At 38.8% G+C, this 14,167-nt stretch carries 16 protein-coding genes; 3 read left to right on the forward strand and 13 right to left on the reverse strand.

The genetic code is table 11. The annotated features are described in order from the left end of the window. The 3 genes from hypD (at position 1) to ACYQ3A_RS08955 (ending at position 2,822) form a co-directional block, all read left to right on the forward strand. Positions 1-1,050, forward strand: coding sequence for a hydrogenase formation protein HypD (gene hypD, locus ACYQ3A_RS08945; protein WP_459896968.1), 1,050 nt, complete (start codon positions 1-3; stop codon positions 1,048-1,050). Between the two features lie 56 nt (positions 1,051-1,106). Beyond that, positions 1,107-1,463 carry a NifB/NifX family molybdenum-iron cluster-binding protein gene (locus ACYQ3A_RS08950; protein WP_459896969.1) on the forward strand — a complete coding sequence of 119 codons (357 nt, stop codon included), beginning with the start codon at positions 1,107-1,109 and terminating at the stop codon, positions 1,461-1,463. A gap of 192 nt (positions 1,464-1,655) precedes the next feature. Continuing rightward, positions 1,656-2,822 carry an IS256 family transposase gene (locus ACYQ3A_RS08955; protein ID WP_459896970.1) on the forward strand — a complete coding sequence of 389 codons (1,167 nt, stop codon included), beginning with the start codon at positions 1,656-1,658 and terminating at the stop codon, positions 2,820-2,822. 6 nt (positions 2,823-2,828) lie between these two features. Here the strand turns inward: ACYQ3A_RS08955 and ACYQ3A_RS08960 are convergent, their stop codons facing one another. The 13 genes from ACYQ3A_RS08960 to ACYQ3A_RS09020 all read right to left on the reverse strand — a co-directional run bounded on the left by ACYQ3A_RS08960 (position 2,829) and on the right by ACYQ3A_RS09020 (position 14,162). Next, on the reverse strand, positions 2,829-3,269 hold the full coding sequence (locus ACYQ3A_RS08960) for a DUF4198 domain-containing protein (protein ID WP_459896971.1): 441 nt from the start codon (positions 3,267-3,269) through the stop codon (positions 2,829-2,831). Positions 3,270-3,285: 16 nt separating this feature from the next. Continuing rightward, a complete protein-coding gene (locus ACYQ3A_RS08965) occupies positions 3,286-4,020 on the reverse strand; it encodes a DUF4198 domain-containing protein (RefSeq protein WP_459896972.1) in 735 nt (244 codons plus the stop codon). A 63-nt stretch (positions 4,021-4,083) separates the two neighbouring features. Beyond that, positions 4,084-5,985 (reverse strand): TonB-dependent receptor plug domain-containing protein, encoded by a 1,902-nt coding sequence (locus ACYQ3A_RS08970; protein ID WP_459896973.1) that lies wholly within the window; start codon positions 5,983-5,985, stop codon positions 4,084-4,086. Between the two features lie 548 nt (positions 5,986-6,533). Further along, complete coding sequence (hypB, locus tag ACYQ3A_RS08975; RefSeq protein ID WP_459896974.1) at positions 6,534-7,292, reverse strand: hydrogenase nickel incorporation protein HypB; 759 nt, start codon at positions 7,290-7,292, stop codon at positions 6,534-6,536. A 2-nt stretch (positions 7,293-7,294) separates the two neighbouring features. Continuing rightward, positions 7,295-7,993, reverse strand: coding sequence for a class I SAM-dependent methyltransferase (locus ACYQ3A_RS08980; protein WP_459896975.1), 699 nt, complete (start codon positions 7,991-7,993; stop codon positions 7,295-7,297). A gap of 2 nt (positions 7,994-7,995) precedes the next feature. Continuing rightward, positions 7,996-8,346: a hydrogenase maturation nickel metallochaperone HypA/HybF gene (locus ACYQ3A_RS08985; protein ID WP_459896976.1), complete on the reverse strand. Its 351-nt coding sequence runs from the start codon at positions 8,344-8,346 to the stop codon at positions 7,996-7,998. Between the two features lie 2 nt (positions 8,347-8,348). Then, positions 8,349-8,588 carry a HypC/HybG/HupF family hydrogenase formation chaperone gene (locus ACYQ3A_RS08990; RefSeq protein WP_459896977.1) on the reverse strand — a complete coding sequence of 80 codons (240 nt, stop codon included), beginning with the start codon at positions 8,586-8,588 and terminating at the stop codon, positions 8,349-8,351. Then, positions 8,589-9,122, reverse strand: coding sequence for a HyaD/HybD family hydrogenase maturation endopeptidase (locus ACYQ3A_RS08995; protein WP_459896978.1), 534 nt, complete (start codon positions 9,120-9,122; stop codon positions 8,589-8,591). It lies immediately after the preceding gene. A gap of 84 nt (positions 9,123-9,206) precedes the next feature. Further along, positions 9,207-9,848, reverse strand: a complete 642-nt coding sequence (gene cybH / locus ACYQ3A_RS09000) for a Ni/Fe-hydrogenase, b-type cytochrome subunit (RefSeq protein ID WP_459896979.1) — start codon at positions 9,846-9,848, stop codon at positions 9,207-9,209. Between the two features lie 47 nt (positions 9,849-9,895). Then, positions 9,896-11,626: a nickel-dependent hydrogenase large subunit gene (locus ACYQ3A_RS09005; protein WP_459896980.1), complete on the reverse strand. Its 1,731-nt coding sequence runs from the start codon at positions 11,624-11,626 to the stop codon at positions 9,896-9,898. A 27-nt stretch (positions 11,627-11,653) separates the two neighbouring features. After that, positions 11,654-12,733: a hydrogenase small subunit gene (locus ACYQ3A_RS09010; protein ID WP_459896981.1), complete on the reverse strand. Its 1,080-nt coding sequence runs from the start codon at positions 12,731-12,733 to the stop codon at positions 11,654-11,656. Positions 12,734-12,970: 237 nt separating this feature from the next. Continuing rightward, positions 12,971-13,258: an ArsR/SmtB family transcription factor gene (locus ACYQ3A_RS09015; RefSeq protein ID WP_459896982.1), complete on the reverse strand. Its 288-nt coding sequence runs from the start codon at positions 13,256-13,258 to the stop codon at positions 12,971-12,973. 1 nt (position 13,259) lies between these two features. Next, positions 13,260-14,162, reverse strand: a complete 903-nt coding sequence (locus tag ACYQ3A_RS09020; protein WP_459896983.1) for a Coenzyme F420 hydrogenase/dehydrogenase, beta subunit C-terminal domain — start codon at positions 14,160-14,162, stop codon at positions 13,260-13,262. Positions 14,163-14,167 lie beyond the last annotated feature (5 nt).

A 14,167-nucleotide genomic window follows, 5' to 3' on the forward strand; every position in this document is an offset into this window, starting at 1 on the left:
ATGAAAGAAAGGGTAGAAAAACTGATTAAAGCCATTCATGAAATTACTCCAAAGGATAGGAAGATAAAAATAATGAACGTCTGTGGTTCTCATGAGCATACTATCACTTACAGCGGGATGCGTTCTCTCATGCCTGAGAATGTTGAACTTGTTCCTGGTCCAGGCTGTCCCGTCTGTGTTTGTTCTGAAAGCGACATAATAAATGCTATAAACCTATCAAAAAGAGACGACACAATTCTTGTTACATATGGAGATATGCTTAGAGTTCCAACTCAAATAGGCTCCATTAGAAGCAATGGTAGAAACTACAAGATGGTTTCGGCTCCCCACGAAGTTCTGAAGATTGCAAAGGAAAATCCTGATAAAAACGTTGTCTTCTTTTCAATTGGATTTGAAACAACAACTGCCCCGACCGCTGCCCTTATCGAGATGGGACTTCCTGAAAATGTCACAATCCTTACCTCTCAAAAGCTCACTCCAGAGATTATGGAGATTCTCGTAAAGGACTCGGAAGTTGGAGTTGACGCCTTTGTTGCTCCCGGTCACGTCTCAGCAATAGTCGGTGCAAATGCCTGGAGAGTTTTTCCTGAAAAATACGGTATTCCCACGGTTGTTGCAGGTTTTGAACCAGAAAATCTACTCCTTGCAATTCTCAGAATTCTGGTACAGATAAAAGAAGGTATAGCTGAACTTGAAAATGTCTACAAAGGTGTTGTAAAACCGGAAGGAAATAGAAAAGCTCAGGAACTCATGTACAAATACTTTGAAAAGACAGATGTGAACTGGAGAGGAATTGGTTACATTCCAAAGTCTGGACTCGAATTTAGAAAAAAATATGACCACATAAACGCCAAAAAAGTTTTCAATCTTCCAGAAATTGAGGAGAAAAAAGTTCCCGGCTGTATATGTGACAAGATAGTTCTTGGAAAAGCTTATCCAGATGAGTGCAAACTCTTTGGAACTGCCTGTACTCCACGAGATCCGAAGGGCCCCTGCATGGTCTCTATGGAAGGTGCATGCAACATCTGGTACAGGTTTGGAACAAGGTGAAAACTTTGAAATTACCCTTGAGTAAGACTTGAGTTAAAGTTAGCAAAGGAGGTCAGATGCTTGTTGCTATACCTGTTGAAAAAGATGGACAAAGAGTAACAAACCTGTTTGGACCCGCACCGGGATTTGTGATTATCAATACTGACACAGGAGAAAAGAAATTCATAAATAATGTTTACGCGTGTGGAGGCTGCAAGGAAGGATGTGAAGAAGGAAAGAATGCTGCAGATCTTCTTGCAGAACAGGAAGTTGAAGCTCTTCTCATAGAAAAAATTTCAGAAGCTCCTTTCTTTAAACTCCTAAAAAAAGGGATTGTAGTTTACAAACTACCATTGGGAACACAAACGGTTGATGAAGCTTTAAGTCTTTTTAAAGAAGGAAAGACGAAGGTGCTATATATAGGTTCAACTTGATACCTTTTCCTAATACGTCTGAATTAAACTCTTTATTTACTGAAATGTCTATAGAATTGGGTAGATTTTACCTTTCTCTTAGGTAGTGTACGATATTTTGCGTAAGCCTGAGAAGAAGAGCAATCTTCTGAGATGAGTTGTGGGAGTGTCCACCCAAGTGTGTAAAAATTAAACCTAAAGGAGGGTGGACACATGAAACAGAAATATGATCCAGAACTCATTAAGGATGATCTTAGGAAGCTCATCCAACAAACATTAAAAGAAGCATTAGAAGCAGAGCTTGAAGAGTTCCTTGGCTATTCAAAGTATGAGCGTACTAATTCTAACAACTCCAGAAACGGCTATATCTCCAAGACTGTTAAAACCGCAGCTGGAGAAGTAGAGATTGAAACTCCAAGAGATAGAAAGGGAGATTTTGAACCCAAAATAGTCAAAAAACGCCAGACAGTCCTTGAAGACCTGGAGAACAAGATAATAGCCCTATATTCAAAGGGAATGACAGTAAGAGACATTCAGGAATTACTCTCCGACATGTATGGAATGGACATAAGTCCTTCTTTGATTTCAAAGATTACCGACAGACTAACTCCGAGAATAGAAGAATGGCAGTCAAGACCACTTGAAAGAATTTACGTTATCCTTTATATAGACTGCATCTTTTACAAAGTACGACAAGATGGCAAGGTAGTAGATAAAGCAGTTTACGTGGTCATAGGGGTAAATAAAGAGGGACGAAAGGAACTCCTTGGTTTTTGGATAAATGAGAGCGAAAGTGCCAGCTTCTGGTTCAAGGTACTAAATGACCTAAAAAGTAGAGGAGTCAAAGACGTTCTGATATTTAGCGTGGATAATCTGTCAGGAATAGGGAAAGCCATAAAAGGAGTATATCCTCAAGCAGAAATACAAAAATGTGTAGTTCACCAGATAAGGAACTCATTAAGATATGTATCGTGGAAAGACAAAAAAGAATTATCATCGGATCTCAAGAGGGTTTATGGAGCAGCTACACTTGAGGAAGCAGAACTTAGGATGAACGAGTTTGAAGAGAAATGGGGAAGTAAATACCCACACGTAGTAAGGAGTTGGAGAGCTAATTGGGAAGAGCTTATGGCTTACTTTAAGTATCCGCTTGAACTCAGGAAACTTATGTACACGACGAACATCATAGAGAGTATTAATAGTAAGTTCAGGAAGGTAACAGATGGAAAGAGGGTATTTCCGAGTGATATGTCAGTTCTTAAGAACCTCTATTTAGCTGCTTTGGAACTTGCGAAAAAATGGAACAGAAGTGTTATCAAGGATTGGGGTATTATTTACGGGCAGCTGTCAATAATTTTCGAGGAGAGGTTAGAGGCATGATAGAATTTACACAGTTCTATGGACACTCCCCTTAGAATAAATAATTTCCTTGTCTTTCAGCTCATCTTTCGCTTTATAGAAATAACCTTCTGTGGTCTTTGAAACAAAATGTTTTGTAGTGGCTACTGCAAGGTAAACACCTTTTTTTGCAAGTTTAATTTTCACTGGTTGAGGTTTTCCATTTCTTATCTTAATACTGAGAGGTATTTCCCTACCGTCTGGATCTATTAAGAAAAGATTGAGCTTCTTCACCATTTCTTCTCTTGGTGGTTTTGGAGTTTCGGGAAACCTATGTCCCCAGCCAAGTGTTATTGTAATTTCTTGTCCTTTCTCTGGAGTGTAATCATCAACGCTTAACCACAGGAAATGAGCGTAACTTTTTGAAAAGAGAACAATAACTAAAACTGCAACCCACACAAAGATGGAATTTTTTATGTTTGATTTCATAGCTTTTCCCTCCTCCTTACTTGATTTCAAAAGTTAAAGAAGCTGAGAAGTCCACTTTGTGGTTGCACACGATAAGCCACACACCTGGTCTTGAAATCTTTATGTAGGCTATGCCATCGTCACCACTTTTAGCCATTACAGGGAATGGTTCTGTTTCTGACCAATAGCCAGCATAAGTTGCGTACACATAGGTGGACAAGGGTTCCCCTTCAAAGAGCACTTTGATCGGAAAGTAATCCCCTGGTTTAACGTCAGAAGGATTCTTTAAAGGTACTATTTCGATTCTGTGACCAAAAACATAGCTTACATTTTCCGTTCCTCTGTTGCCAACAACAATTATTGCTTTACCGTATTTTTCGGAAGGAACGTGATACTTATCTCCCTTTCTAACTCTGGAAGCTGCAATGACATAAGTTCCTTCTTTACACCCACAGGTTGATAGGTTAATTTCTCCGACCAAACTTCCTTTTTTATAGCTTGCATTTCTATTCCCTTTTACAGCTTCCCAAAGGTTGGTGACTGCTTTTTTGCTTCCTTCAGGAGTTACATACGAGAATTCACTTATATCCTTTTTGGGAATCAATATGTCTTCGTAAGGAAAATTGTGTCCAAATACCACTTTTGCTCTAACTTTTTCTCCTGCTAAGGGGTAATAGTTGTCTACATTAATCCAGAGATCATGTGCATTAGCAGGTTTCAATGTTGTTACAGAAAGGATCAATGAAAAAATGAAAGTCAACCATTTTTTCATTATTTACCTCCGTTATTAGTGATCTTTTATAGAACGGCTACCTACAATAGGTAGCCGGAAGTATTAGAAGTGCATGCTATAGCGTACAAACCAGGTAGATCCCCAGTAACTATCAGGATCTCCACCATAATCAGAATCAAAAACGTTGTTACCTTCAATAGAAACTGAACTATGCTTTCCAATCTTTTTAATGAATTTCACGTCAACAACGGAATAACTTTCTGTTTCTTCAGTTTTACTGGCATGTTGAACACCAACATTAAATAAAATTCCCAGTGGTTTGTAGTCGAAAGTCATCTGAGTAGTAAGGTTGTGTCTTGGAATGTCGTCTAAAGGTTCCCCTGTTATTTTGTTTTCCGTATGCATATAGGTATAACCTGTATTCAGTAGCAGTTCAGCCTGGGAAGTTTTAACAACAGCAAGTTGGAGAGTAGTTTCAATACCCTGCGTAAGGGCTTTATCTGTGTTTGCAAATGTTCTTATCTTTTCATCAATTCCATCACCATCAATATCTCTATAGTCATAATATCTCGTAATCATATTCTCAATATCATTTCTGAAAAAGGTAACACTACCCAAGAATCTCTTACCTATGCTTTGTTCAATTCCCAAAGAATAACCCCAGGAAGTCTCAGCTTTAAGATTGGGATTTGATACATAATAATAATCACTATGAGGATAAGGTTCTGTATAAAACGCTTGTCTTATAGTAGGAGATTTGAATCCTCTTCCAACGGAAGCTCTTATTTTTGTACCTTTGAACGGTTTTAACATGATGTTAACCTTTGGACAGAACTCAGAACCGTATTGGGAATGATGTTCCGTCCGTGCGCCTAAAACTACGGTGAGCGGAATTCCTACATCAAAATTGGCTTCATCCTGAATGTAGCCGCTAATTGAATGGAGTGTTTTTTGAGAGAAAGTGTAATCCAATTCCTGTTGTAAATACTCAGAACCCATGGTAAGTAGGTGAGTTTCCCCCAATGGTTTTGTATAACGAACTTCAATATCTTTATAGTACATGTCTCCCCTATAAATAGCATAAGGATATGGATCTGTACCATAAGAATCTCCATCTAAATGCCAGTCATAGTAATATCCCTGTACAATCAATACGGAATCATCATCAAAAGTTGTTGTTATTTTAGGAGCAATACGGTATTTATAGTCATTTTTAAATACCTGCGTATCCTGAGTAAGATATATAGTTTTTCTATCTTCCTCTTGAGCAGAAAGTTTCAAATCAAATTGCACGTTTTCGTTAATATCATATGCAATTTTGCCAATAAAGGTTGATCTTTTAAAAGATTCATCTCTCGTGTCCCTGTAACCATAAGCTCCCATTTTTGATTCTTCTCTTCCTATCTGAAGAAGAATACCAAGCTTTTCATTTACTTTTGTGCCCCAGTACATATATTCCATGTTGGTATGGTGCGAGCCATATCCAGCCTCAAAACCGTAAGTTGTTTTATCAGGAACACGTTTAGTAATAATGTTTACTACACCCGCAATAGCATCACTACCATAAAGAGCTGAACTTGGACCTTTGACGATTTCTATCTTTTCAATCATCTGAGGAGGAATCTGGTTGAGTCCGATTCCAGAATCTCCCATACCTTCGCCTCTTACACGTTCTCCGTCAATCAGAATCAGTGCATAGCCATCGTCAAACCTAAGACCTCTCATGGTAGCTTTCCAACTCGTGATTCCAGGAACATCTTCATCTCTTACAAAGATGCCAGGAACGTAACGAAGGATATCACTGACCGTTTGAGTGCTGGAATTTTCAATTTCTTTCTGGGTAATAACTACTGTCTCGACAGGAACGTCTTTTAAAAGATGAGGAGTTTTAGTTGCTGTAACTACAACCTCTTCAAGCTTCCAAGGTTCTTCGGGTTCTTCTGCCCATGAGGAACTTAATCCACTGATAAGCATTAATGTTCCTAACAGCAATTTTCTTCGCATTATCCTCCTCCTCCTTTTGAGAAATTTTGCGGTCATAATTATATGTAAATTGGTAATACTAAATCAATATTCTATAGCCATTTTTTACATAAGAGTTAATACCTAAATTAATATATGGACAACTTTAGGAAGAAAAATTAAAACGATAAATATTACTAATCAGATTATCTTAGTAAGATACAAGGAGAGGGTGTTTGAAAACTCTTATTTTGGGTTCTAAAAGATATTGAGATTCTTCGGTTGCAAAGCAGCTTCAGAATGACGAAAGTAAAGCCCGAAGGATCTCTTCACGTTCCTGGTTATTTTTCAAACAGCCTCAATGTAAGGAAAACTAAACAGAGTCTTGCCGTCCCAAGATTTTTATAACGTTGTTGAAAAAGGCAATCAATGAGATGAAGGTTTGAAATAGCGATTGGAAAGATAAAAGCGAGAGCTTAATCAAAAAAAAGGAAGTTTAAGTTATTTTTCCTTCTTAGGAAAAGAATATGAAGGTAAGGAAATTTGTCATCAGAGTTTTAAGTCAAGGGAGCCAATTGGCTCCCTAAGTTTTAAACTTTTGTTCCTTTCTTTTTTCCAACAAGATCCTTCAAGTAATCAAACCACTCGTTAAGCCCCTCTCCTGTTTTAGAGGAAACAACAAAGATTCTAAGGTTAGGATTCAGCGAAAGAGCTTCTTTTTTTACTTTCTCTACATCAAAATCAAAGTAAGGAAGAAGATCTGCCTTTGTAATGATAAAAACATTGGAAGTCTTAAAAGCTTTCGGATATTTCGCCGGCTTATCAGGTCCTTCTGGAACGGAAACGAGAACAACTCTAACATGTTCACCAAGGTAGAAAGATGATGGGCAAACAAGGTTCCCAACATTTTCAATAAATAAGATATCTGGAGCTTCTCCGTCCATCTGTTTTTCAAGGGCATGAAAACCTTTATGAACGAGAGGAGCCTCAAGGTGGCAAGCACCACCAGTTGTAAGCTGAACAGCTACAGCCCCTTTGGCTCTTACTCTTTCTGCATCTCTCTCTGTTTCTATATCTCCTTCAAGAACACCTATTTTGAACTCATCTTTTAAAGCTTCAATTGTTTTTTCAAGTAAAGTCGTCTTACCTGAACCCGGAGAGCTGATAAGGTTAATTGCTAAAATACCTTTCTCGTCAAAGTGTTGTCTGTTTATTTCTGCAACCCTTTCGTTTTCTCTCAATAAGCTTTGCTTAACTTCCACTGTCTTCTTTCCTGTGTCATCTGAAACTTTCATAGGATTAACTTCGTGAGAATGGTCATGGTTTCCACATCCACAAACGTCACACATGATCACACCTCCTTCTTTATAGCTATTAGAACGCTGGCAATTCCACCCATGAACTCTTCAAGTTTAACAACATTGAACCCAAATTCTAAAAGAATTTCCCTGAACTTTTTTATCGTGTAAAAGTTCTCTATTGATTCAAACAAGTAGTTTATAGCCTCTGAATGAGAAGGAACAACTATTTTATTAAGCTTCATGAAGGATCTAAATATTAGGTTATTTGTAGCAGTACAAAAATCTTCATTTTCCAGCTTAAAGAAATCCAAAATTGCCCAGACTCCACCTGTTTTGATCACCCTTCTTGCTTCTTCAACTGTCAAAAGTGGTTCAGGGGAATTCCTTACGCAAAAAGAGGAAAATAAAATATCAACACTATCATCCTTAATTGGGAAAAACCTGTTATCAGAACAGACGTAAAAGACCTTTTTCCTATTAGTAAAATTCTCTTTTGCAAGCCCTAAAAGAGGTTTGCTTATATCACAGTTAATTAGACTTGCATCAGGATTCTCTTTTAGATAAAACTTCCCAACGTTCCCAGCTCCTGAGCAGCAATCCACAACAGTAGTAGCATTAGGACAGAAAGTTACTGCTCCTTTTACAAGAACCTTTCTCCACCTGTCTATTTGTATTGGACTTGAAAGTCTGTTTATTACCTTTTCGTAGTAGATTGCAAAATCGCTATTGAAGATCTCTTTAACTTTCATAGTCAAACCTCGATTTCAACGTCTATTACTTCAAGCTCTTCTCCGCTAATAAGAGAAAGGTTAAGGGAGTTGCACTCTGGACACTCAGGGAAATAAACAGAATCGATTTCAAATTCGTTTCCACAGTCGTTGCACCTATATCTTACAGGGGTCTCTTCTATAATGAGTTCAGCATCTTTTATTTTTTTAAACTCTCCTTTAAGGGCATCAAAAGCAAACTGGAATGAGTCAACAACAATACCTGAAAGTTTTCCAATTTTTATCCTGACTTTTGTTATTTTCTTTGCGTTCTCTCTCTCTACAAGGTCAGAAAGAGATTGGAGAAGACCCATGGCAATTGAAGTTTCGTGCATAGCTACCCTTCCTCTTCGTCAAGTATTGCCATAACCTCATCAAGAACCTTCCAGATTTCCTTTGCCTCTTTTTCGTCTATAACCTCTATAGCATTTCCGACGTGAACCATTACATAATCTCCGACCTTTACTTCATCTTCAGGCAATAGCATGAGGCTAATGTTTCTTTTTACTCCCTTAGCTTCAGCAACAGCCATAGGATAGTTGATTTCGACAACTTTCATTGGAACGCCCACACACATTCAAGCCTCCTTTACTTTCTTTTCCCACCAAATGTTTGGGTCCTCAGGTTTTTCCTTTTCCTTTGGTTCTATTCCCCAGCCTTTTAGTGTTTCAAGAACTAATTTCTCAACTTCTGGTATTTTCTCTTCCAGTTCAGGTGTAAGAGAAGTTCCAGTTTCTATAGATTTAGGAATAATTCCAATTAACTTAATTTCTTCAGGACAAGTTCCTTTTATTTCGTTTAAAAGTAGAACCTCTTGAAGGCCAAGCTGGTGTGGAGATAGCTTTAGAGGTAGCCTATCTATAAAGAAATCCTCTTTTTCGTAAGTCTTTATATCTCCAGGTTTACCTTCAGCTTTTACGACATCCACAATGAGAAGTTTATCTAAATAGTCAATTTCCGGAGAAAGGAAAATTCCAGCTGTTCCTCCATCTATTAAAATCACATTTTCAGGAAAATCGTACTTTGCTTTCATGAGATAGAGGAGTTTAACTCCAAATCCTTCATCTCTCAGCAGAATATTTCCAACACCCATTATTCCGATTTTTTTCACTTATTCCTCCTTGTAAGTAAGGCGTTCAAATTAAGAAAGGGGGAGACAAGCTCCCCCCTTCCTTTCAAGGTTAAGTTATGAAACTTATTCTTTGTGTGCAAACTTGTAACCGTCAAAGATTGAGGAGATAAGCCCTTCTGGATTTTTAATATCGTTCCAAACAACGATGTAAATATGAACCATTGCAAACCAAGCAAAGTACCAGTTAAGAATGTGGTGAATAAACCTTGCTTCCTGTTGAGTTCCAAAGATGGAACCAAGAGAAACGAAGAAGTCATTTTCTGGATAGAGAAGGTACAGGCCTGTAATAAACTGAATAACCGCAAGAATAATAGTAAAGAAGTAAGCTGTTCCAGCTAAAGCATTGTGACCCAGTCTTTCTTCATGATGATTTGTAATGTAGGCATAGTAGAGAAGTGTAGAAAACAGATTTTTTATGTTCCTTGGTGTAATAGGAAGGAAGTCCCAAACTCTTTCATACTTGTTTCCGAAGAACCAAAGATAGAGTCTGACAAGTACTGCACAGGTAAAGATCATTCCAGCTATAAAGTGTATCCACCTCATGATTGCCATTGTAAACTGATGGCTTCCTTCCATCCAGGTGTTTGTCCATGGCCAGTTTATGTAAAGGCCTGTAACTACAAGAGAAAAGATTGATAAAGCGAAAGACCAGTGGAAAAGCCTGAGCAGTATGCTCCAGACGTATTTCTTTTCGTAGGTAGCCATTTTGCCCTCCTTGTATAGGCTTAAAAAAAGGGGGAGGTGCCGCCCCCCTATAGAGCTTTAACCTTCACTATTTCTTCACCTTCAGGATCAATCATGTGAACAGCACAGGCAATACATGGGTCAAATGAGTGAACTGTTCTTAGAACTTCAAGAGGTTTTTCTGGATCGGCTATTGGATTGCCGATAAGAGAAGCCTCGTAAGGTCCCATCTGTCCTTTTGCATCCCTTGGACCAGCGTTCCAAGTAGATGGAACTACAGCCTGATAGTTCTTAATCTTTCCGTTCTCAATTACACACCAGTGGGAAAGAGTTCCTCTTGGAGCTTCGTGGAATCCACATCCTCTGATTTCACCAGCAGGATAGGATGGTGGATTAAAGATTTCAAGATCTCCTCTTCCAATGTTGTCAACAAGCTGCTCCCACTGCTTGAGAGCAAGGTCGGAAAGGATTTGAGCTCTTACTGCTCTTGCAAGGTGTCTTCCTGGAGTGGATTGGAGAGCTTCTACATCTACTTTTGTTCCAGCTAAGCTGCTGAGCGTTGAGAGAGCTTGATCAACGTACTTCTTGGTAAGCTTGTGCCCCTGAGCGTATCCAACGAGAACCTGTGCAAGTGGACCAACCTGCATTGGAACGTATTCACCGTTGTGCTTGAACCTTGGAGCCTTAGACCAGGAATACTTACCATTTTCGTCAACTGTACCGTCTGGCTTAAAGCCTGTGTACTCAGGAATGGTATCCTCTTCCCATGGATGTTTCGTCCAGTCTCCCTTATACCAGGAGTGGGTAATACACTCAGCAACGTTATTGATGAAGTATGGATCGTTAAAGCTCTTAATAGGTTTAACAGTTGAGAGATCTCCTCCAAAGATTGTTCCACCTGGAAGGTCAAAAACTTCACCTTTTGTGTCCTGTGGGAGATCAGGAACTGCAAGATAGTTGTCAACTCCCTTTCCGTATTGGAGCCAATCTTTGTAAAGGGCTGCAATAGCAATAACGTCTGGAACGTAAACTTTATGGACGAACTCTCTAACTTCCTCAAGGAGTTGTTTAATGTAGTAGAGTCTCTCCATGTTAAGTGTTGCTTCATTGTCAGGATTAATAGCAGTAGAAACACCACCTACTGCAAGGTTTTGGATGTGTGGGTTCTTACCACCAAGGATAGCTATTGCCATGTCAGCTTTTCTCTGATAGTCGAGAGCCTGGAGGTAATGTGTAACTGCTAAGAGGTTAACCTCTGGTGGAAGCTTCATTGCAGGGTGTCCCCAGTAACCGTTCGCAAATGGACCAAGCTGGCCACTTGCAACAAACTTCTTGAGTTTTTCTTGGACAGCTTTAAATACAGAAGCTCCGTTTAACTTCCAGTCAGAGATACTTTCTGCAATTTTTGCAGTTTTTTGAGGATCTGCTTCAAGTGCAGAAACTATATCAACCCAGTCAAGAGCTGAGAGGTGATAGAAGTGAACAATGTGGTCGTGAAGTGCGTGAGCAGCAATGATTATGTTTCTTACCATTTGAGCATTAAATGGAACTTCCAGCTGGAGGGCATTTTCCACAGATCTAACAGAAGCTATAGCATGAACTGTTGTACATACCCCGCAGAATCTTTGAACGAACATCCATGCATCGTCTGGATCTCTTCCCTGGAGTATGACTTCAATTCCTCTCCACATTTGAGCGGAGGAGTACGCATCTTTTATGTAACCATCTTCAGGTAGAACTTCTATTCTAAGATGACCCTCTATTCTCGTAATAGGGTCAACAACTACTCTTTTAGCCATCTTTTAAACCTCCCAATGGGTTTTTGATTACTCTTCAGATTTAGAACCAGTTGCAAGTCTTTTAGCTATGCCAACACCGGCATGGATTGCAACAGCAGCTGCTGTAACACCAAGAGCAGTTTTACCAATTTCTGTGGCACTTGCTTGAATACCTTTTCCACCAGGTATCTTAATGTCCGGAAGCCTCTTGCGGAACGGAGTCATAGTATCCCAGAAGTTTGGCTCTGTACATCCGTAACATCCATTACCAACAGATACAGGCCACACCTCTACGTCGTTGAACCTGATGACTGGACAGTTGGAGTAGGTTTCAGGACCTTTACAACCGACTTTGTAAAGACAGTATCCGAGCTTGTGTCCAACATCACCAAACTGCTCAACAAACCTACCTTCGTCAAAGTGAGGTCTTCTTTCACAATGGTCATGTATTTTCCTACCGTAAGCAAACAGAGGTCTACCCCATCTATCTGTAGGTGGAAGCTTTTTAAATGTCAAATAGTATAAAACCGTTGAAAGAAAGTTGTGTGGGTTGGGAGGACAACCTGGTACGTTTATGATTGGTTTATCTTTGATAATGTCTTGTACACCTACAGCACCAGTTGGATTAGGTTTTGCTGCCTGAATTCCACCATACGCAGCACATGTTCCAATTGCAATTATGGCTACAGCTTTTTCTGCAGCTTTCTTAAGGATTTCTACAGCAGTCTTTCCAGCGATTTTACAGTAGACTCCACCATCTTTGAGAGGAATACCACCCTCAACTACAAGGATGTAATTTCCCTCTTCTATAGCCTTCTCTAAGTTTTCCTCTGCCTGCTTTCCAGCTGCTGCCATGAGAGTTTCGTGGTAGTCAAGAGAAATTAAGTCAAGAATGAGAGAAGCTAAATCTGGATGTGAAGCCCTAAGAAGAGATTCAGAACACCCTGTACACTCTTGAAAATGAAGCCAAACCACACGGGGTCTTTCTGGATCTTGAGCGGCTTCGGCCACTTTTGAAACCATCTCCATAGGAAGTCCCATGGCAGCCGTTGCTATGGCACAGGCTCTGAGGAATCCTCTACGGGAGGTGGTTCCAGGTATTCCTCCCATAAAAATGCTTCTATCCATCTTGCCCTCCTTTTATCGGGTTGTATGCCGACCTTGTTCAAGATTTTAGAGAAAATTTTATTGCTCGTCAAGAGTATCATAAAAATTTTATTTTCTTTATTTTGAATCTTTTAATAGTTGATTAATTCTTTTTAATATAAAGAATTCTTTATATATTGTCATAAGGATGTTTTAGGAAAATTTGGACAAAAAACCCCCTCCTACCTTTATGACCTTTAACTTTAGTTATTTAACTAATTATTCAAACAAAATATCTAAGATCTCTTTTACAACAGGATTGGACAATCTATAAATAACTTTTGTACCTTCTTTCCTGAAAGAGAGAATTCCAAGCTCTTTCATGAGTCCAACATGCTGAGAAACTTTCGGCTGAGAAATTTGCAAAGCTTCCATTAGATCCTTTACACACATTTCTTCTTCATATACTAAAAGGAGAATAGCCAACCTTTCAGGATGTCCTAAAACTTTAAGCAACTCTGACTTTCTAAGCAACTCTTTTTTTGTGGTTTCTTCGAAAGAAATCATTTTAGAATACCTCCTCTTCAATATTTACATCATTAACGCTGTTCCATAATCTATAGAACTTCCTGAATCTGTTGCTGTTCCATTTGGGTACAGGAAGCCCCATCTCAACTTTTTCAAGTATGTAATCGATGTTTAGAATTAACTTTTGCTTGAGTAAATCTTCTACATAGCTTATGTCCTTAAACCCTAAGAGTCTAAATTTGAAAGCTTCGGGGAATTTCTTTTGAAGTATACTGAGGGTTCTCCATCCTCTTTCGCTCCTAATAATGAAAATCCCACTACTATCGTCTTGAAGTGGAATATATGTTATATCTGAGCCACGGGCTGAAAGATTTAAGCAGTACTTACATCCTGAATTAATATAATGATGATGTGTCTCCATGTCTACTTTTATTCTTTCTTCTGAGTCCGTTTCAAAGAAATATCCTTCTGGAGATAGATAATTTTTCACAACCTTTTTAACTTCACCAGTTATATCGAGTAACTCACATTCTAAGCCTTTTTCAGAAGTTATACCGAGACAGAGAATACCAACTTTCAATGCAACTGCTGTTTTAGCCCAGTTACAACCAATTCCATAGTATTGAGTTTTGTTAAGACCATCAAGAATGCAGGATGGAGCTACAATGGCTATCTTATTCAGCCTGTATTTTTGGATAGCCTTTTTCAAGAATGTATTTTGACCAGAATGGAAAGAAAGCCTTGATAACTTTATCTCATCTGGAGTTATAAACAATTTGGGTTTTACCTTAGTTCCTTCCTGAGTAGTACCTATAACTCCATCTATAAGTTCTTCTTTCATCATCTCCTTAAGAATGAACTGAAGAGGATTTTCCTCTATACAGGTAACCTCATAAATTCCCTTCAACTTTCCCAAGAGAAATTGTCTATCCAACTTTAGCATCGTAA

It is taken from the genome of Desulfurobacterium crinifex (assembly GCF_054656775.1).

Bases quoted from the DNA above. Each gene is read 5' to 3' on its own strand.
- hypD (WP_459896968.1), top strand. From the start codon at position 1: ATGAAAGAAAGGGTAGAAAAACTGATTAAAGCCATTCATGAAATTACT.
- ACYQ3A_RS08950 (WP_459896969.1), top strand. From the start codon at position 1,107: ATGCTTGTTGCTATACCTGTTGAAAAAGATGGACAAAGAGTAACAAAC.
- ACYQ3A_RS08955 (WP_459896970.1), top strand. From the start codon at position 1,656: ATGAAACAGAAATATGATCCAGAACTCATTAAGGATGATCTTAGGAAG.
- ACYQ3A_RS08960 (WP_459896971.1), bottom strand. From the start codon at position 3,269: ATGAAATCAAACATAAAAAATTCCATCTTTGTGTGGGTTGCAGTTTTA.
- ACYQ3A_RS08965 (WP_459896972.1), bottom strand. From the start codon at position 4,020: ATGAAAAAATGGTTGACTTTCATTTTTTCATTGATCCTTTCTGTAACA.
- ACYQ3A_RS08970 (WP_459896973.1), bottom strand. From the start codon at position 5,985: ATGCGAAGAAAATTGCTGTTAGGAACATTAATGCTTATCAGTGGATTA.
- hypB (WP_459896974.1), bottom strand. From the start codon at position 7,292: ATGTGTGACGTTTGTGGATGTGGAAACCATGACCATTCTCACGAAGTT.
- ACYQ3A_RS08980 (WP_459896975.1), bottom strand. From the start codon at position 7,993: ATGAAAGTTAAAGAGATCTTCAATAGCGATTTTGCAATCTACTACGAA.
- ACYQ3A_RS08985 (WP_459896976.1), bottom strand. From the start codon at position 8,346: ATGCACGAAACTTCAATTGCCATGGGTCTTCTCCAATCTCTTTCTGAC.
- ACYQ3A_RS08990 (WP_459896977.1), bottom strand. From the start codon at position 8,588: ATGTGTGTGGGCGTTCCAATGAAAGTTGTCGAAATCAACTATCCTATG.
- cybH (WP_459896979.1), bottom strand. From the start codon at position 9,848: ATGGCTACCTACGAAAAGAAATACGTCTGGAGCATACTGCTCAGGCTT.
- ACYQ3A_RS09005 (WP_459896980.1), bottom strand. From the start codon at position 11,626: ATGGCTAAAAGAGTAGTTGTTGACCCTATTACGAGAATAGAGGGTCAT.
- ACYQ3A_RS09010 (WP_459896981.1), bottom strand. From the start codon at position 12,733: ATGGATAGAAGCATTTTTATGGGAGGAATACCTGGAACCACCTCCCGT.
- ACYQ3A_RS09015 (WP_459896982.1), bottom strand. From the start codon at position 13,258: ATGATTTCTTTCGAAGAAACCACAAAAAAAGAGTTGCTTAGAAAGTCA.
- ACYQ3A_RS09020 (WP_459896983.1), bottom strand. From the start codon at position 14,162: ATGCTAAAGTTGGATAGACAATTTCTCTTGGGAAAGTTGAAGGGAATT.